The 17,650-nt window shown below is 44.8% G+C and carries 16 protein-coding genes and 4 tRNA genes; 14 read left to right on the top strand and 6 right to left on the bottom strand.

The genetic code is table 11. The annotated features are described in order from the left end of the window. From DTO96_RS10460 to DTO96_RS10420, 9 genes are all read left to right on the top strand, one after another. Positions 1-2,103 (top strand): cytochrome c biogenesis protein ResB, encoded by a 2,103-nt coding sequence (locus tag DTO96_RS10460; RefSeq protein WP_114563440.1) that lies wholly within the window; start codon positions 1-3, stop codon positions 2,101-2,103. A gap of 79 nt (positions 2,104-2,182) precedes the next feature. After that, the gene (gene ccsB, locus DTO96_RS10455; protein ID WP_225972603.1) at positions 2,183-3,514 is read left to right on the top strand and encodes a c-type cytochrome biogenesis protein CcsB; all 1,332 of its coding nucleotides are present in this window, start codon (positions 2,183-2,185) and stop codon (positions 3,512-3,514) included. A gap of 85 nt (positions 3,515-3,599) precedes the next feature. Further along, positions 3,600-3,675: transfer RNA gene (locus DTO96_RS10450), tRNA-Gly, on the top strand. A 24-nt stretch (positions 3,676-3,699) separates the two neighbouring features. Beyond that, positions 3,700-3,775, top strand: a tRNA-Gly gene (locus DTO96_RS10445). A gap of 103 nt (positions 3,776-3,878) precedes the next feature. Next, a tRNA-Cys gene (locus DTO96_RS10440) sits at positions 3,879-3,952 on the top strand. A gap of 15 nt (positions 3,953-3,967) precedes the next feature. Then, positions 3,968-4,061, top strand: a tRNA-Leu gene (locus tag DTO96_RS10435). Between the two features lie 591 nt (positions 4,062-4,652). Next, a complete protein-coding gene (locus DTO96_RS10430; RefSeq protein ID WP_114563438.1) occupies positions 4,653-5,909 on the top strand; it encodes a tyrosine-type recombinase/integrase in 1,257 nt (418 codons plus the stop codon). A 76-nt stretch (positions 5,910-5,985) separates the two neighbouring features. Beyond that, the gene (locus tag DTO96_RS10425; RefSeq protein WP_225972490.1) at positions 5,986-6,201 is read left to right on the top strand and encodes a helix-turn-helix transcriptional regulator; all 216 of its coding nucleotides are present in this window, start codon (positions 5,986-5,988) and stop codon (positions 6,199-6,201) included. 26 nt (positions 6,202-6,227) lie between these two features. Further along, the gene (locus DTO96_RS10420; protein WP_114563437.1) at positions 6,228-6,644 is read left to right on the top strand and encodes a hypothetical protein; all 417 of its coding nucleotides are present in this window, start codon (positions 6,228-6,230) and stop codon (positions 6,642-6,644) included. Positions 6,645-7,489: 845 nt separating this feature from the next. Here the strand turns inward: DTO96_RS10420 and DTO96_RS10415 are convergent. Both DTO96_RS10415 and DTO96_RS10410 read right to left on the bottom strand, forming a co-directional pair. Beyond that, positions 7,490-8,704, bottom strand: a complete 1,215-nt coding sequence (locus tag DTO96_RS10415; RefSeq protein WP_157964413.1) for a tripartite tricarboxylate transporter TctB family protein — start codon at positions 8,702-8,704, stop codon at positions 7,490-7,492. An 8-nt stretch (positions 8,705-8,712) separates the two neighbouring features. After that, positions 8,713-9,075 carry a hypothetical protein gene (locus DTO96_RS10410; RefSeq protein ID WP_157964412.1) on the bottom strand — a complete coding sequence of 121 codons (363 nt, stop codon included), beginning with the start codon at positions 9,073-9,075 and terminating at the stop codon, positions 8,713-8,715. A 265-nt stretch (positions 9,076-9,340) separates the two neighbouring features. Here DTO96_RS10410 and DTO96_RS10405 point away from each other — a divergent pair, with 265 nt between their 5' ends. The 4 genes from DTO96_RS10405 to DTO96_RS10390 are packed head-to-tail and all read left to right on the top strand — an operon-like array spanning position 9,341 to position 12,086. Then, a complete protein-coding gene (locus tag DTO96_RS10405) occupies positions 9,341-9,808 on the top strand; it encodes an NUDIX hydrolase (protein ID WP_114563434.1) in 468 nt (155 codons plus the stop codon). Between the two features lie 8 nt (positions 9,809-9,816). Further along, positions 9,817-10,083, top strand: coding sequence for a hypothetical protein (locus tag DTO96_RS10400; RefSeq protein ID WP_114563433.1), 267 nt, complete (start codon positions 9,817-9,819; stop codon positions 10,081-10,083). A 50-nt stretch (positions 10,084-10,133) separates the two neighbouring features. Continuing rightward, positions 10,134-11,240, top strand: coding sequence for a tRNA 2-thiouridine(34) synthase MnmA (gene mnmA, locus DTO96_RS10395; RefSeq protein ID WP_114563432.1), 1,107 nt, complete (start codon positions 10,134-10,136; stop codon positions 11,238-11,240). A gap of 36 nt (positions 11,241-11,276) precedes the next feature. Continuing rightward, complete coding sequence (locus DTO96_RS10390; protein WP_225972489.1) at positions 11,277-12,086, top strand: AraC family transcriptional regulator; 810 nt, start codon at positions 11,277-11,279, stop codon at positions 12,084-12,086. Positions 12,087-12,090: 4 nt separating this feature from the next. Here the strand turns inward: DTO96_RS10390 and DTO96_RS10385 are convergent, their stop codons facing one another. Beyond that, complete coding sequence (locus DTO96_RS10385) at positions 12,091-12,690, bottom strand: LysE family translocator (protein WP_114563430.1); 600 nt, start codon at positions 12,688-12,690, stop codon at positions 12,091-12,093. Positions 12,691-12,951: 261 nt separating this feature from the next. On the opposite strand from DTO96_RS10385, the gene DTO96_RS10380 reads away from it, so the two are divergent. Next, entirely contained in the window at positions 12,952-14,988 is a 2,037-nt protein-coding gene (locus DTO96_RS10380) for a UvrD-helicase domain-containing protein (RefSeq protein ID WP_114564026.1), read from the top strand. A gap of 44 nt (positions 14,989-15,032) precedes the next feature. Here DTO96_RS10380 and DTO96_RS10375 read toward each other — a convergent pair whose 3' ends face one another. From DTO96_RS10375 to DTO96_RS10365, 3 genes are all read right to left on the bottom strand, one after another. Further along, positions 15,033-16,007 (bottom strand): magnesium and cobalt transport protein CorA, encoded by a 975-nt coding sequence (locus tag DTO96_RS10375; protein WP_114563429.1) that lies wholly within the window; start codon positions 16,005-16,007, stop codon positions 15,033-15,035. A 23-nt stretch (positions 16,008-16,030) separates the two neighbouring features. Then, positions 16,031-16,657, bottom strand: a complete 627-nt coding sequence (locus tag DTO96_RS10370; RefSeq protein WP_114563428.1) for a trimeric intracellular cation channel family protein — start codon at positions 16,655-16,657, stop codon at positions 16,031-16,033. A gap of 268 nt (positions 16,658-16,925) precedes the next feature. Then, complete coding sequence (locus DTO96_RS10365; protein WP_114563427.1) at positions 16,926-17,585, bottom strand: Smr/MutS family protein; 660 nt, start codon at positions 17,583-17,585, stop codon at positions 16,926-16,928. Between the last annotated feature and the right edge of the window lie 65 nt (positions 17,586-17,650).

Here is a 17,650-nt window from a genome sequence, read left to right as displayed (position 1 = left end):
ATGACTCAAAACAATTCCTCCACAGCCTCAATGCGCGCCCGTTTGTGGGATTTTCTTGGATCCATGCGCTTGGCCATCAGTTTGCTCAGCATTTTGGCGATTGCCAGTGCCATTGGTACACTGGTCAAGCAAAATGAACCGATGGTGAATTACATCACCCAGTTTGGTTTGTTTTGGGCACAGTGGTTTGCCATGTTGGGTATTTTTGATGTGTATAACCAAGCATGGTTTTTGATTATCTTGGTTTTTTTGCTGATTTCCACCAGTGTGTGTTTGATTCGAAATACGCCTAAAATGTTGCAAGACATGCGTACATTTAAGCACCACACGCGCACCAATAGTTTGCGCCATTTGCCCGAGCACAGCGATTGGACAAGCAATGAATCGCTTGATGTTTTGACTCAACGCAATGTGCGTGCATTGCAAAAACACGGTTATCAGGTGCGTGCCCAAGAAAATGAGGCGGGTGTTTATATTGCTGCCAAACGAGGGCGTTTTAACCGCATCGGTTATATTTTGACCCATCTGGCGATCATTGTGATTTGTATTGGCGGTTTGATGGATAGCGAGTTGTCGATTCGTGCTCAAGTTCATTTGTTCGGCAAACAACCTCAAGCCAATGCCTTGTCTTTTGCTCAAGTGCCAACGGATGGTGTGTTATCAACCCATACGTTAAGTTACCGTGGTGATGTTAAAATCCCTGAAGGTGCGGTGACCGATGTGGTGTCGTTGGCCTATGATCAGGACCATTACTTGTTGCAGGATTTGCCATTTGTGCTGCGCTTGAATAAATTCATGGTGGATTATTACAGCACGGGCATGCCCAAACGGTTTGCCAGTGAAGTGACCGTTCAGGATAAAAGCACTGGTGAAAGTTTTAATCAAACAATTGAGGTGAATCACCCATTGCGTTATAAAGGCGTTGCCGTGTATCAAGCTGGTTTTGATGATGGTGGTTCACGTTTGCAATTGGCGGTCTATCCTCTGAGTGGCACTGTTGCACAGCCTGCCAACATTGATGCGACCATGTATAAAAACCAGCCGATCAGTTTTGCGGGTGAGCCCTATACGATTGAATGGCGCCAGTTTAAGCCGATCAATGTGGAGAATTTGGCAGAAGCTTCTGGTGCGCCGATTGATACAACGAGTGCTTTTGCACATGCCATGAGTCCAGCCAGTAAGGTGAAAACATTAAAAAATGTGGGGCCTGTGATTCAGTTTGTGTTATTGGATAAGGCTGGGCAAGCGACGGAGTTTCGTAACTACATGGTGCCTGTGACCTTGGATGGGGCTTCCGTGTTTTTGAGTGGCGTGCGCACCGATCCGAATAAAGATTTCTTATACTTGCGAATTCCTGCCGATGCGGAGCAAAGCATGGGCGATTTCATGCGGTTGCGGGCTGCTTTGGCGAACACGGACATGCGCACAAAGGCCATTCAGTTGTATGCCAAACGCATGCGTGAAACCCAGCAAAATAACCCATTAAAAGGCGATGAGCTGGAGAAAAGTTTAACTGAGATTTTAAATTTATTTGCTCAAGGCGGCTTGCAAACGGTGGGTGAGTCTTTACAAACCAAAGTACCCGCAGATCAACGGGATGCTGTGGCGCAAACCGTGACACGTTTACTTGAAGGCAGTTTGTGGGAGTTGTTGCAAACAGCACGTCAGGCCGATGGCTTGCCTGTTTTGGTGGACAATCCTGATACGGGTAAGTTCATGCGTTTGGCCGTGGTCGGTTTGTCCGATGCGTTTGCTTACGGTTCACCTGTGTTTGTTCAGCTCAAAGGCTTTGATCAGGTGCAAGCCTCTGTTTTACAAATGACACGTTCCCCAGGACAGTTTTGGGTTTACAGTGGTTCATTGATGCTTGTGTTGGGGACTTTGGCCATGACCTTTATCCGTGAGCGTCGTGTGTGGTTGCACATCAAGCCGAATGGTGCTGTTCAGCATTTAACTTTGGCGATGAGCAGCACACGCCGCACATTTGATTATCAACACGCTTGGAAAACATTGTGTCATGCGATCAATCCAAACATGAAACATTCAGAGCGCACAAGCGAATACATGCCCACGAAAGGCGATCACGAGGACGATCATGCATAAAACCAATACCACCACACCCATTGATTTAAGTCGATATACCGCTGATGCTCCACCCGCATGGTGGCGGCATTTGAACGCAATGGATGTGCTGTATGCCTTGGCCACCTTGGGCTTATTCGCTTATGGCGGCATGAAAAATCGTGACCTCATGGATTATTATGAGGTGATCATCTTGATGGGTGGTGCATTGACTGCGGTTGCCATTGGCTGGTTTTGGCGGCCGTTGCAAATTGTATTTGCGTGTGTGGCCGTTTTGAGTTTGTCTGCAGTTGCCCTGTATCAAGGTGACTTGGCGCGTGGTGAAGCTGTATTCGGCCTGAAATACATGCTGGCCTCGCAGCCCGCTGTGATGTGGATGAGTGTGCTCTTTGTGTTGGCGACGGTGATGTATTGGGTCAATGTGTTTTTTGATAAGCCCACTTTGGGCTGGATGGCTTCACGTTTGGCGTACGCTGCTTTGGTGTTGGGTTCAACCGCATTGATGGTGCGTTGGCATGAAAGTTATTTGATTGCAGCAGACGTCGGCCACATCCCCGTCTCCAATCTTTATGAAGTGTTTATTTTGTTTTCATTGTTGACCACGGCTTTTTATTTGTATTATGAAAACCATTATCAAACGAAACAGCTCGGCCCTTATGTGTTGCTGGTGGTCTGTATGTCCGTTGGATTTTTGTTGTGGTATAGCGTGGCGCGTGGCGCGCATGAGATCAAGCCGTTGATTCCTGCTTTGCAGTCATGGTGGATGAAAATCCATGTGCCCGCCAATTTCATTGGTTACGGTACCTTCTCATTGGCGGCGATGGTCGCGTTTGCCTATTTGATTAAATACGTGGGCACGCCGTATGATGCATTGCCAAAAGCTTTTCGTGTGAGCAACACAAACGAGTCCTCGACAGAAGACTTGATGTCTCAATATGCACGTAAAACCCGTGTGGCGACGGTTGTGCTGTGGGTGTTGGGGGCGCTGTTGTTTGCAGAACCCCTGATGTTCCGTGGGGTACAGTTCATGGCAACTTACTGGGCGATTTACTTTGCTGTGGGTTTGGTCATCATCGGAGCCATTTTAATGGCACGTCGTCATTTGGCCAGTAAGTTGCCCGATTTTGAGGTGCTGGATGACATCATGTACAAGTCCATCGCCGTTGGTTTCGTGTTTTTCACCATTGCCACCATTTTGGGCGCATTGTGGGCGGCCGATGCATGGGGGAAATATTGGAGCTGGGACCCAAAAGAAACTTGGGCATTGGTGGTTTGGCTGAACTATGCGGCATGGTTGCATTTGCGTTTGGTGGCTGGTTTGCGTGGTGTGTTCAGCGCCTACTGGGCGCTCATTGGTTTGGTGATCACAGGTTTTGCATTTTTGGGGGTTAACATATTTTTATCTGGCCTACATTCATACGGTGGTTTGTGATTTTTTAAAATAAATGATGAAAAATGATAAAAAGGGGTTGACGTAAAATCATAATCACCCTATAATTTCACTTCTGTTTTGAAGCGCGGGAATAGCTCAGCTGGTAGAGCGCAACCTTGCCAAGGTTGAGGTCGCGAGTTCGAGTCTCGTTTCCCGCTCCAGCTTTTAAATAGAAATCACATTGTGCGGGAATAGCTCAGCTGGTAGAGCGCAACCTTGCCAAGGTTGAGGTCGCGAGTTCGAGTCTCGTTTCCCGCTCCAAATTTCCAAAGGGAAGTTAACGTATATCGTCAAACTTCCCTTTGTAGTTTTAGATGTTAAAAAGTCACATACAAGCTGGTGTGTGACACGCCAAACAAGCATTGGCGGGGTGGCAGAGTGGTCATGCAGCGGCCTGCAAAGCCGTGTACGCCGGTTCGATTCCGACCCCCGCCTCCAATGCGACAGAATGGCGCCCGGGTGGTGAAACTGGTAGACACAGCGGACTTAAAATCCGCCGCTTACCTGAATAAGGGGCGTGCCGGTTCGATTCCGGCCCCGGGCACCAAATTTTAATTTAATGACTGTGCTGGTAAGTCCAGCATAGTCCATTAAAGACCTAAATTGATAATAATAACAATAAGTTAATTGCAGTAATCTCACTTTTTGAAGTCCAGTAACTTAAAATACCGTCCATTGACCTCCAGCAAACAACGGGGCACAATTCGGGTGTTAGATTCAAGTTTTCGGGGCAACTCTATAATTTCCCGTTTTTAGTGCCTTGGTTTAATCTTTGCAGCCCGTTAGTCTTTACTGTTTAAAGAGGTACAAACAGCCCACTCGTGGATTGATTCACGTTAATGTTGTTTTTTAGTAACGGCAAAATGAAAACCTTACTATCTCATAGATAGTAGCCGACTAATAGCATCTTATAAGTTCCGAATAAGTCTTGTAAGAGTAAGTTTGTAAAGTAACAAAAAGAAAACAAAATATATAGATACTAAAAAATACATCTATTGATTTTTATGGGGTTTTACACTATAATCTTAGCTGTTGATAATGAGTTTTGGAGCAATTCCGAAATGCAGTTTATTATCAATTTCTAATTTTAATTTCCCTTTGTTTCCTTTACATACTTACCAATAATGGAGGTTTCCCCATGCCTAAAACAAACATGCTCAACGCTCGCGCCTGTGATAACTTAAAGCCACTACCCAATAAGTCTTACCGAAAGTTTGACGGCGGCGGGCTTTACTTGGAAGTAATGTCCAGCGGTGCAAAATACTGGCGTTTCAAGTACTCATATCTTAAAACTGAAAAACGCATCTCGTTTGGTGTTTACCCTGAAGTTTCATTAGCCAAAGCACGCGAGTTACGCGATGCAGCACGCTTGCAAGTTAAAGACGGGAAAGACCCCAGCGTAGTTAAACAGGAAAACAAACGTATTGCGGTACTAAATGCCTCAAATACCTTTAAGGTATTAGCTTTGGAGTGGCATACCACAAAACTATCAGGATGGACGGCATATACAGCCAAAAGGCAATTAAACATACTTGAGAAAGAGTTGTTTCCAACTTTAGCCAATCGTCCAATAACTGATATTACTACACCAGAACTAAAAGCTGTTATTCGTAAAGTCGAAGCAAGAGACGCGTTAGAAATTGCAAAGCGAACTCTACAAGTATGTAACCAAGTATTTTTGTTTGCTGCTCAATCAGGGATCAGTGAAACCAACCCAGCCGCAAATCTAAAAGGTGCATTAAAAACAAGAAAGGTACAGCACTATAAGTATCTACGTGATGATGCCTTACCCGAATTTGTCGAAAAGTTAGAAACCAATAGCGCAGACCTTGAACCTACTACATTGCTTGCGATGAAGTTACTTGCTTTAACCTTTGTGCGTACGGTTGAGTTACGCGGTGCGAAGTGGAGCGAATTTAACTTTGATAAAAACGAGTGGCGCATACCTGCTGAACGCATGAAAATGAAAGTTGAGCACATTGTGCCACTATCTACTCAAGCATTAGAGGTCATCGCTAAACTTAAAACATTGAACGGCAACCGTGAATATCTATTTCCGAACGTTAAAAGTCCACGCCGAATGATGAGCGAAAACACCATTTTATATGCGCTGTATCGCATGGGTTATCATGGTAGAGCGACAGGGCATGGTTTCCGTGCAACTGCAAGTACCATCTTAAACGAGCAAGGTTATAACCGTGACCACATCGAACGCCAGTTAGCACATGGTGAGGGTGACGCAGTTAGAGCCGCATACAATCATGCTCAATACTTACCCGAAAGACGAAAGATGATGCAAGACTGGGCGGATTACTTTATGGGTGCACGATGTCGATTTACTAAAATCAGAGTTGCGCCACTCCCAGTTACTAAACCCGAATTGAAAACCGCTTAATTAGCGGTTTTTTCTATTTTAAAACCGAAAAAATATCAAATTTAACGAGTTACTAACTCAAATAAAAGGGCAAATTATGTTTACTAACGAACCAACCACGCAAAATCAAGAATTGCGCTTACTTAGCCTAAAAGATGTGTTAGCCCGTACCGCATTAAGCAAGTCAACGATTTATCAGTTGATTAAAGATAATGCGTTTCCAAAACCAATCAATATCACTACTCGACGTGTTGCTTGGGTGGAGCATGAGTTTGATTATTGGGTATCAGAACGAATCAATGCACGTCGCTAAGTTCAATTAAACAAGGAGAAACTAAAATGAGACATTCGACATCACCTAAATATATTGGTGCTACATCAATGCTAATGCACGGAGAACTAAAAATATATCCAAATGAAAGAGTGCCACGCTATGCAAAAAATTGTTTATTGCCTGCTACTAACAAAGAAGCAAGTAAGGCACAAGCTAATAGTATTGCAAGTTCTTTGGGAAGGCAGGTTAGAGAGTTGAATGACTTACTTAAACAAGGTAAGCCCGCAAATAAAGCGCGTCGCATTTCAATTTGTAAAGAATACTTGACAGAAGAGAAGGCTCTAAAACTTGATGAGGCAAGATATCACACAATCTGGGGTGTAGCAGGTTGGTATTTTTGGATGCAGGATACGCCCTCCCAAGATGAGTATTTTGATTTGCAGTACCAAGAGAAAATCGCAGTAAATGAGCAAGCACCGTAAATGTAATAATCTCAAAAACTTTAGAAATTTTTTCATGGTGCTATATAGCCCATAGCCCACTCCAGTTTCTAAAAAAGTCTATCCCCCTATAGATAGTAGGGTTGAGTTAGTATGATGTTGGCTGGTTGAGTTAGTAGATAGGTTTATTGGCAGGGTGGATATAACAACGGCGGCATGGTTGGCAATGGTTGGCACAATAACAAAATGGTTGGTAGTTTATTGTAGTTTATTGTAGTTTATTGTAGTTTATTGTAGTTTATTGATAGTTTAATTTAAGTAATAAATGGTGCATTGCAGCATAAAAAAGTGAAGGGCAAAAGGTAGATAAAGCACTAAGTATTGGTAGTTGAGGTATGGCACGTAGTGCCATTGATAATGAGTGTTATTGTTAGTTAGCAATTGAGGATAAATCATTGCGGCGTTAATCTTTAGTTGTACCCCCTCCCCCATATATGCCCCCCTGTTGGTGTCTCATTTTTACCACATGTTACTACTGGGGTATTGGGTATTATCTGTTAGTAGTATGGTACTGGGGTATGTGTATTAGTTAGTGCTATCCTATATACCCCTCTCCACTACTAAGGGGTACTATTTTTTTTCTAATTTTTTTAGAGAGTATAGATATGTAAGGTAAGACAAATAGAGGATAGTAGTTACTAATAATATGGAGGAAGAATAGTTGTTAGTAACTACTTGAGAATATGGCAAGAGGGGGGGGATTAGGGGGGAGGGGGGACGATTAAAGATTAGCGATTGAATGATTTGGCACTATGTGCCAAGTAATTTATTTATATTATTTTTATTTATTGCTAAAAAACAGTTGACAACATAAAAAAGGAAACTTTTTACTTACCACCCTCTTTGATTATTTTTGCAATTTCGTCTTGTACTTGCATTGTTTTTGAGAGTACCGCAGCCCGTTCTGAATTGGCTTGACTGTCACACTCTAAAAGTTTAATTTCCGCTGCCAATTCATCGGGCGTTAGATTATCAATTGACTTATTTTTTACAACTTTACCGCAAAAATTTTGCTTTGACTTAATCCATGCGCGTTGTAATTTAAGTATGTCTCTCTTTTGATTATCGGTCAAGGTTTGGATTAAGTCCTCCCACGTCTTATTGATATATTGCCGTGAGGTTTCATTGTCAATTTTTGCCGTTTGATAGGCTTGCAATAACTCATTACTTACAGTTTCTATTTTGGAGTTATTAGCAGTATTCGTGCTTATTGTTTGAGTAAGTTTTTTTGCATCATCTAAACAAAATTCATAGAGTTTACTGTAGTCCTCGCGTTGTTCTTGATAGGTTAAAGTGGGTTCTTTCCGTTTGTTTGCCGTGGCGTAACTATCGCATTGCTGCATCAACGCAGGATTAACTGGGGCTTCTGTGACTGGCGTAACTAATACCTGATTAGGTGCTGTAGTGTTTGGGTTGTTGACATTAGTTTTAGTATCATAACTTGATGGAATATAGTTAATCGCGGGTTTTGTTTTATTACTATCCATCATAGCGACAAATAACATACCTACAACCAACACGCCAATAATCACGCCCATAACACGCGCATAGTTATTCGTTGTGTTTGGTAAGTTAAGTTTTGGCTTGCCATCAAAAGACCCATGCAAAAGAGGGTCGTAACTTTTCAATGATTGCGTGTCTTGATTATCTAAATCAGTTTCTAATTTTTCCCAGCCGCCTGTTTCTTGGTTAAAACGTTCAACCTTTTCGCTGTGATTGGCGGGGCTAACATTTTGCTCATTGGTTCGTTTGGTTGTTTGTTGGGCTGATTTATTAGATGGGTTTGGCTGATTCGCATTTCCTTTCAACGCCCTAAAAATACCAACAACTAACGCAAATGCAGCGGCTATCATTATTCCAATAGGGATAAAACCCAACCAATAAAGCAAGCCCCCTGCAACGATAGCAATAGTAGCAGCAATAGGCGGCTTACGAAACTCATCATCCGCCGCAACTAAAAGAAAGACAAATAACAAACCTGCACAAATAATAGAAGTTATCGCTAATGTTGAATTATCAACGGGCATACTAACCATAGTCATGCGTTACCTCACTTATTTTTAGTCATGGAAGCAACACAGGCTTTCATGTATTTTATGTATTCGGCATGGTTGATAACCCTCTCATATTCAGGCTCACACACAGTATTCGAGTTGACGTTTCCATAAAGCGTATCGTTAGGATTCGGGCTACGGTTAATAATAACACCACCAGTAGTTTTACAAATAGTACGCCCCGTTTTCTGCTCCCAACTTTTCACTCCGCCACCATCTTTTGCTTTAATATCGCAAGCAATTCGAGCACCAAATTGTGTCGCACAGCCTGATAAAACAAGCGTACTTATCAACAACAAATTTGCTATAATAAGCCTTTGCCGCATACTGCCTCCTTTATTAAGTCCGATAAAATCCATAGTGGTTTTATGAAGTATAAAGGGGGTTGCAAAAGTAACACGGGGCATAAATCGGGGCATCGAGAAATATTATTGCATTTATTTTTGTTATATATCAATGTGTTACGGGCTTAGTGTGAAGCTGGCCCCGTTTTTAAGAATGTAAAATCCCTGTGACACAAATGTGAACAGGGATTTTTTTGTGGTTTTGCTCAAAGTCGGTTGAGAGCTTGTCTCTCAGAGGCAATGCCTGTGACTAAAATCTACCCTTCAGGATGAGCGCATTATGACGCATACATCACCCATCTGGACCCCTCATGCCACTGTTGCGGCGCTCATCGAGCGTGATGGTGCTTTTCTCATGGTGCGCGAGCACACACGCCATGGCGTTCGGATTAATCAGCCTGCGGGGCATTGGGAGGCGGGTGAAACCATGTTACATGCCGTCCAGCGCGAAGTGCTTGAGGAGTCCGGCTATGAATTCACGCCAACGGCATTGCTGGGCATTTATATTTCAGACAAAGACGATAAATCCGTGACTTACTTGCGTTTGACGTTCATTGGTAAGGTGGGTGATGAACCCATTCACAATGACTTGGACGATGGTATCATTGAAGCGCAGTGGTTGACTTTTGAAGAGATCATGGCGGAGCGTGACATTCATCGCAATCCAATTGTGGAACAATGTTTAAATGATTATTTGCTTGGGCAGTCTTTGGATTTGTCTTTGGTCAAAGATTTACGTGTTTTATAGGAGCTGTGATGTTTTTACCCAAAGTGATGCCAGAAGATAAGTGGTTGCCATTGCGTGAGCGCGGTATCATGTTTTTTATTACCCTGCATGGGGTGTTGAAGTGGGGTGTGACTACGGCGGCTTTGTGGTCGGGGGCGATGACGGTGTTGGTTTCTGATTTTAATGTGGCGCGTGATGTGCCACGGGCGTTCATGATTTTTCCTGCGGTTGGTATTTTGTGGGGCGCTGCGACGTGGTGGATGAATGAACGTTTTTATAAAAATACAATAAAATAAATGGCGTGATGCTGTGCTGTACAGCAGTGAATAATTTAGACGGAAATGAAATGTCAGTAAAAAAACGGGTGGTCGTCGGGATGTCGGGTGGCGTGGATTCATCGGTGAGTGCGTGGTTGCTAAAACAGCAAGGTTACGAGGTCATCGGTTTGTTCATGAAGAACTGGGAAGACGATGACGATTCAGAGTTTTGCTCTTCTCGTCAAGACTTGTTGGATGCCGTCAGTGTGGCTGATGCGGTGGGTGTTGAGATTGAAGCGGTTAATTTCGCTGCTGAGTACAAAGACCGCGTGTTTGCGGAATTTCTGCGTGAATACAGCGCGGGTCGTACGCCTAATCCAGATGTGTTGTGCAATGCTGAGATTAAATTCAAAGCTTTTCTTGACCATGCCATGAGTCTTGGTGCTGAATATATTGCCACGGGGCACTATGCTCGGGTGCGTGAGTTGAATGGTGAATTTCAGCTGCTCAAAGGCTTGGATGCAAGTAAAGATCAAAGTTATTTTTTACACCGCCTCAACCAAGCCCAATTGTCAAAAACACTGTTTCCCCTTGGTGAAATGCCCAAAACTCAGGTACGTGACATCGCCCATCAATTGGGCTTGTCAAATGCTGCGAAGAAGGATTCAACCGGCATTTGTTTCATTGGTGAGCGTCCTTTCCGTGATTTTCTGAATCGCTATTTACCGACCCATAAAGGGCCAATGAAAACATTGGATGGTCGGGTGGTCGGTGAGCACATTGGTTTATCTTTTTATACTTTGGGTCAACGCAAGGGCATTGGTTTGGGCGGTGATAAACAAGGCAGTGGCGAGCCGTGGTTTGCAGTGCACAAAGATATACAAAACAACACCCTCTACGTGGCGCAGGGGCATGACCATGCGGCATTGCGATCGACCACATTGTCGTTTGAAAATGTCAGCTGGGTGGCAGGTCATGCGCCCACACATCTTGATGTGGCAGCGAAGACCCGTTATCGTCAAAGCGATTCGACTTGCCGATTAATAGTTGAAAGAGATGACCTTTGCCAATTGGTTTTCTCTGAAGCCCAATGGGCGGTGACACCAGGTCAATCAGCCGTGTTATACGATGGGGATGTCTGTTTGGGTGGTGGAATCATTTATGGTGCGAATCCTAATTTGTCACCACTGAGTTAATATTCAAATGGCGGATGGTTTCACGGAGGAATGGCGATGGCGGTTTTAAAGTTTTGGCGTGATACTCAATTGCCTTTCATCGAGGCACGCACTGTGTCTGATGGGCGTGAGGTGCATTATGACAAGCACAGCCATGATGTGTTTTCGGTCGGAGCGATTACCTCAGGGTGTTGCATGTATTGGAATGAGCACCAAGAGCAGGAAGTCAGTGCGGGTGCTGTTGTCTTGATGAATGCAAAAGACGTTCATGCCTGTAATCCCGTCTATGACAGCCCGTGGTCTTACATCATGTTTTATGTAGATGTGGCATGGTTGATGCAGTTGCAAGCTGATTTGGGTTTGGATGTGGACTTGACCATGCCGCGATTTGAGACCGTGGTTAGCAAAAATCCTGAGCTATATCATGGGTTGATTGCATTGTACGAAACGTGTATTGACGAAAGTAATGATGTGTTGTTGAAGCAAACCATGGTTTTTGATTTCTTTATACAGCTCCATCAAATACTCAAAATCACGCCCGAACTGCGCCTAGAAAAAAATCTGAAAATTAAACAGGCCGCTGATTTCATTGCCCAGCACTGCACTGAAAATTTGAGTTTGGATGACATTTGTACGGCGTCAGGTTTAAGCTCATCTTATTTGGTCAGGGCATTTAAGGCGCAATACGGCATGACGCCGCATGCCCATTTGGTAAATCGGCGGATTTTATTTGCCCAGCAACAACTTAAAACGGGGCAAGCCATTGCTGATGTGGCTCTTGCCGCAGGTTTTTCTGATCAAGCCCATTTTCAGCGCACATTCAAGCGGCTGGTGGCCGCTACCCCTCGCCAATACAGTTCATATTAAAAATTTAATCAGTCGAAAACAATAAATACAACGCACTGGCGGCAAGTAACAAAGCCATTGCACGGTTGAATAAATGCAAATGGCGTGGTTCGGTGAAGTATCTGCGCAAAAATACACCTGCGTATGCCCAAACGGTCAAGGATGCATAACATACCACAAAGTAAATGGCTGCGAATTGTAATGTTAAACGCACATCGCCGTCAGCGGCATACGCTCCCATGCCTGCGATTGATGCAAGCCATGCCTTTGGATTGAGCCATTGCATGAGTGCGCCACGTAAGTAAGAGGGCTTCTTGTTGTCGTTAGAGGGGTTCAGCTCGCCATTGTCTCTTGCCAATTGAATGGCCATGTACAGTAAAAACACAACCCCGCCCCAACGAATGGATTGACTCAACCATGGACGCGTGTGCAACAGCTCATGCATGCCCAAACCGATGAGTAACAATAATAAAGTGAAACCGACTGTCGCGCCTGTGACGTGACGCATGGTGTTGCGAAAACCATGTTGCACACCTGAACTGAGGGACAAAATATTGACAGGGCCTGGCGTGATGGAGGCAACTAGTGCAAAGGCCAACATTGATAAAAATAAATTTAAACTCATGAACAACTCCTTTGATTCTTTAGCGATGATTAATGATTGATAGTTGAGTTCGCATCATACGGTTAGAAAGCTTGAAAAATATTGAACAAAATAACCTTTACCCATGGGTAAATATGCATGAACTGTCGCTGCGTGCATCTCCGTTACAGGTTAAAATACGCCATTCCAAAAATGCACTGCGCAAATGCGAAGTGCATTTTTTAACCCTTATGTTTGCTCTGCATGACCTCACACGCGTCCACCCAAAAAACAACTCAAAAAATGAAACTCAATCCCCAGCAGCAGCAAGCCGTCGATTACCTCGAAGGCCCATGCTTGGTGCTGGCGGGGGCGGGCAGTGGTAAAACGGGGGTGATTACACAAAAAATTGCACATCTGATCAATGATTGCGGTTATGAACCACGGCACATCGTGGCGATGACGTTCACCAATAAAGCCGCTAAAGAGATGCAAGAGCGCGTCACGAAAATCATGTCCAGTAACAGTCAAGTGAACCTCAAAGGTTTAACGATTTCGACATTTCACTCCTTTGGCGTGCATTTTTTACGTGCTGAAGCCAAGCATTTGGGATTGAAAGAAAAATTCTCGATCCTCGATCAAGACGATTGTTTTTCAATTTTGCAAGAGTTGTGTGCGACCACTGATAAAGCCTTGATCAAAACAATGCAAAGCACCATTTCGTTGTGGAAAAATGGTCAGATTACGCCAGAGCAGGCGCTTACGGATGCAAAAGATGAGCAAGAACTGCAATTTGCACGCGTGTACGCGAATTACAACGGCACAATCAAAGCCTATCAAGCGGTTGATTTTGACGATTTGATCCGTTTGCCTGTTGAGTTGTTGCAAAGCAATGAGGAGGTGTGCAATCGCTGGCAGGCCAAAATCCGCTACATGCTGGTGGATGAATACCAAGACACCAATGCCGTGCAATATCAGTTGCTGCGTTTGTTGTCGGGCATACGCGCCATGTTCACAGCGGTGGGTGACGATGACCAAGCGATTTACGCATGGCGTGGTGCGACATTGGACAACCTGAAACTGTTGCAAACCGATTACCCGCGTTTGAAACTCATCAAGCTTGAACAAAATTACCGCTCAACCGAGCGCATTCTCAATGCCGCCAATGCCGTGATTGCGCACAATCCAAAACTGTTTGATAAAAAACTGTGGAGTGAGTACGGTGAAGGCGATCCAATTCGTGTGATTCCGATGGCGAATGAGGACGAGGAAGCGGAGAGCGTGGTCATGCGCTTGCAAGCGCATAAAATTTCTCAGAATGCCCAGTTTTCAGATTATGCGATCTTGTACCGAGGCAATCACCAAGCCCGTGTGTTTGAACAAGCCTTGCGCAAAGAGCGCGTGCCCTATGTGCTGTCGGGAGGGCAATCATTTTTTGAGCGCGCTGAGATTCGTGACATCATGGCGTATTTTCGTTTGCTTAATAATATCAATGACGATCCAGCTTTTATCCGAGCGGTGACGACACCGAAACGAGGCATTGGTGCGGCGACATTGGAACATCTGGGGCAATACGCGGGGCGACGCGACACATCGTTGTTTGAAGCGGTGTTTGAAACCGGTTTTGAGTCGATTTCGACGCCGCGTCAGCTGGGCCCTTTGGTGGAATTTGTTGAATTCATTAACACGTTTGAAGAGCGTGCAGCACGCGATGAAGCACCTGAAGTGCTTGATGATTTGATCAAAGCGATTGGTTACGAAACGTATTTGTTTGACCAGTTTGATGAGCGACAAGCGCAAAACAAATGGAAGAATGTGGTTGACTTCATGGCGTGGATGAAACGTCGCGCCGAAGACGACAACAAAAAACTCTCAGAAGTGATTCAAAGCATGGTGTTGATTTCCATGCTGGACAAAGGTTCACAAGAAGAGAACGTGGTGCGCTTGTCGACATTGCACGCCTCAAAGGGTTTGGAATATCCGCATGTGTTTTTGGTTGGGGTGGAGGAGGGCTTACTGCCGCACATGTCGCGTGATGATGCCTTGGAAGACCCCAATCGCATTGAAGAAGAACGTCGTTTGATGTATGTTGGGATCACGCGTGCGCGGAAAAGTTTGCACATCACATGGTGTCAAAAACGCCGCCGTGGGCGGGATTTTGAAAACCGCGAGGCTTCGCGGTTCATCAAAGAAATGGCGCATGACAAAGATGCCAAGCGTGACAACCTCAAAGAGGTGCCTCAAATCACGCCAAAACAACGGATTGAGATGCTCAAAGCCATGTTGGCCAAACAAGCAGGGCAGCAGGAATTGCCTTTAAAAACGCCCGATGCACAGTGAAACAGGCTGGGTTTTTGATTTGAGTGAGAACATGTTCAGAAAACTCATAACCATCTCGATTTTTTGAAATAACGAAACAGCAGAATGTCCAAGATCACCATGGTCGACAGCGTCAAGGGAAAGCTCAGTGAAGATTTAAGCCCAGGGATGTCTTCAAAGTTCATGCCATACACACCCGCAATCATGGTTGGAATGGCAAATAAGGCGGCATAAGCCGCGAGCTTCTTGTTCACTTCAGATTCACTCAGTGCGATGAGCGATAAGTTCACCTGCATTGCGGTGGACAACATGTCGCGAATGCCATCGATCGATTTGCAAATGCGCAAAAGGTGGTCATTGACATCGCGGTAATAATCGCCCATGCCTGCACACAGCTGCGGCACACGACCACCGTATAGCTTACCCACCGTGTCGAGCAAGGGGGCGGCGGCGTGCTGAAGAACCAACAGCTTGCCTTTCAGATCATACAGCGCCTCAATGTCACCACGTGATGTATTGTGCCGCTTGAAAATACGGTCTTCCAATTGCTCTAATTCTGTTTCAAGTGCTTCAACGATTGGGAAATAGCGATCAACCACTGCATCGATCAGGGCATAGAGCACGAAGCCCGAACCGTGGCGCAACAAGTGGGGTTCTTTCTCGCAACGTCGGCGCACGTCCACAAAGTTTGCATTGGCTTTGTTGCGAACGGAGAGGACAAAATTTGAACCGACAAAAATACTCATTTCCCCCACACTGAGCGTTTGTGATGCTTGATCCAGTTCAACAATGTGCAAGACGCAAAATAAAGCGTTGCCATATTCTTCCAGTTTGGGTCGTTGGTGACCGTTTTGTGCATCTTCAATCGCCAAATCGGGCAAATCAAATTCCTTTTGCATGGACAGCAGCTCAGTTTTTTCTGCGTCACGCAATGCGACCCAAACAAAGCTGTTGGGTTGTGCCAAATAGGTTTTAATCTCACTCGCTTGAATGTCGGCAACCTTTTCGCCATCTCGATACACGACGCAATTGATCAGCATTGTTTAGCCTCTGAATTTTATTTTTAAAAACTGGCTGGCACCTTCCATTTAAATCTGATGCTGGCCAAACGCAGTACCACAATCAAGCCACTGGAAATGATGAGACTGAAAATATCGTTCATTTCTATTTTTTGTAAAATAATATAGACCCATGCACCCGCAAAAGCGCAACTGGCATAAGGGCGGCTGTCGGTCAACAGCAAAGGCGTATCGCCACACAGGATGTCGCGAATCACGCCACCAAAAGCGGCACCAATCACACCCAACATCGAAGCCACAAACACCGGCATGCCTGCATCCAGTGCCAATGCTGTGCTGGTGATGGTGAATAAACCGAGTCCCATGGCATCAGCAATCAGCATGGCGCGGCGCGGCAACACGCGGTGCATGAAGTCCATGATGGTGCCTGCAATGAGAGAGCATACAAAAATGGCAATCACATAGTTTTGATGTTGCACCCAATAAAACGGTCGTCGATCCAATAAAATATCGCGCAAAGTCCCACCGCCAAAAGCGGTCACGAAACCAATGATGAACACACCAATCGCATCAAATTTGCGCTGTTGTGCACTGATGAAACCTGACACGCAAAAAGCAATGATGCCAATGGCTTCGATGAATGGGAGGAGTTTGATGACGGTAGGGAACATGGTGGTGAAATATTGTAGCGTAAATTATCTCTTTGATAATTTACTTTTATTGAATGGTTTATACAATGCAGCATAAAAAGGTAAATCCACCTGCTGAGTCGAAGTAAAAGCAAAAAACAGAAGGTGGATGTTGAATGACATGGATGCTGCTGATGACATCAAAAAAAGCAGAGCGTTTACTTATTGTTTACTTATTGAAATCAGGCAAAAGCGGATTCTCGTTGTTTATAAAACTAGGCAGTTTTGGTGAGCCTGAATGATTGCATGATTAAGTGCGTTGAATGGCATCTGCTGTGCGGTGCATTAACACCAATACCGCGCCGTGCCCGCCCGCGTTAGCAGGAGCGGCGCAAAACGCCAGCACACTGTCATTTTGCACCAACCAATTGCGCACACTTTGCTTGAGCACAGCATGACCCGTTTGAGAACCAAAGCCTTGACCGTGAATGATCGACACCACCCGCGCCTGTTCGCTTTGCGCACGGTATAGAAAAGCACTGGTGGCAATGCGTGCTTCTTCACTGGTTTTACCGTGTAAATCCATGCGCAAGTCAATCGGCCAATCGCCTTTTTGTAATTTTTTCAATAAGGATTCTGGGATGCCCTTGCGCACATATGTGCCCAGTTCATCATCGCGCAAATGGCGTGCATCAAACCCATCGGACAATTTATCTTTATGTGGTTTTTTTGTCACCATGGCGGGCTTGATGTCAGGGAGTTTTAAATCACGCGGTGGGTGAATAAAGTGATTCTTGCTTTTTAAAGGAGTGACTTGCTTGACCGCCATTTTAAACTCGTTCGTCATTTGGTTTTGCGCCGCTGCTTGAGTTTTTTGAGCGAGTTGCTCGACTTCACGTGCTTTGGCTTCGTGCTTCAATGCTTTTTGCAATTGTGTTAAATCGGCCAGGCCGTAGGACTTTGCTTTCATACATCACTCTAAAAAAGTAAAACCCTACTTATACTCAAGTAGGGTCAGATAAAATAACGATGGCA

This window comes from Ephemeroptericola cinctiostellae, from assembly GCF_003339525.1.
GTDB lineage: Bacteria > Pseudomonadota > Gammaproteobacteria > Burkholderiales > Burkholderiaceae > Hydromonas > Hydromonas cinctiostellae.
The sequence above is the reverse complement of the archived record's forward strand: the minus strand, read 5'-3'. Positions and strand labels throughout refer to the sequence as shown.

Bases quoted from the DNA above. Each gene is read 5' to 3' on its own strand.
- DTO96_RS10375 (WP_114563429.1), bottom strand. From the start codon at position 16,007: ATGCTGATCAATTGCGTCGTGTATCGAGATGGCGAAAAGGTTGCCGAC.
- DTO96_RS10425 (WP_225972490.1), top strand. From the start codon at position 5,986: ATGTTTACTAACGAACCAACCACGCAAAATCAAGAATTGCGCTTACTT.
- DTO96_RS10415 (WP_157964413.1), bottom strand. From the start codon at position 8,704: ATGACTATGGTTAGTATGCCCGTTGATAATTCAACATTAGCGATAACT.
- DTO96_RS10430 (WP_114563438.1), top strand. From the start codon at position 4,653: ATGCCTAAAACAAACATGCTCAACGCTCGCGCCTGTGATAACTTAAAG.
- DTO96_RS10370 (WP_114563428.1), bottom strand. From the start codon at position 16,657: ATGTTCCCTACCGTCATCAAACTCCTCCCATTCATCGAAGCCATTGGC.
- DTO96_RS10365 (WP_114563427.1), bottom strand. From the start codon at position 17,585: ATGAAAGCAAAGTCCTACGGCCTGGCCGATTTAACACAATTGCAAAAA.
- DTO96_RS10385 (WP_114563430.1), bottom strand. From the start codon at position 12,690: ATGAGTTTAAATTTATTTTTATCAATGTTGGCCTTTGCACTAGTTGCC.
- DTO96_RS10405 (WP_114563434.1), top strand. From the start codon at position 9,341: ATGACGCATACATCACCCATCTGGACCCCTCATGCCACTGTTGCGGCG.
- DTO96_RS10380 (WP_114564026.1), top strand. From the start codon at position 12,952: ATGAAACTCAATCCCCAGCAGCAGCAAGCCGTCGATTACCTCGAAGGC.
- DTO96_RS10420 (WP_114563437.1), top strand. From the start codon at position 6,228: ATGAGACATTCGACATCACCTAAATATATTGGTGCTACATCAATGCTA.
- ccsB (WP_225972603.1), top strand. From the start codon at position 2,183: ATGGATGTGCTGTATGCCTTGGCCACCTTGGGCTTATTCGCTTATGGC.
- DTO96_RS10390 (WP_225972489.1), top strand. From the start codon at position 11,277: ATGGCGGTTTTAAAGTTTTGGCGTGATACTCAATTGCCTTTCATCGAG.
- DTO96_RS10460 (WP_114563440.1), top strand. From the start codon at position 1: ATGACTCAAAACAATTCCTCCACAGCCTCAATGCGCGCCCGTTTGTGG.
- DTO96_RS10400 (WP_114563433.1), top strand. From the start codon at position 9,817: ATGTTTTTACCCAAAGTGATGCCAGAAGATAAGTGGTTGCCATTGCGT.
- mnmA (WP_114563432.1), top strand. From the start codon at position 10,134: ATGTCAGTAAAAAAACGGGTGGTCGTCGGGATGTCGGGTGGCGTGGAT.
- DTO96_RS10410 (WP_157964412.1), bottom strand. From the start codon at position 9,075: ATGGATTTTATCGGACTTAATAAAGGAGGCAGTATGCGGCAAAGGCTT.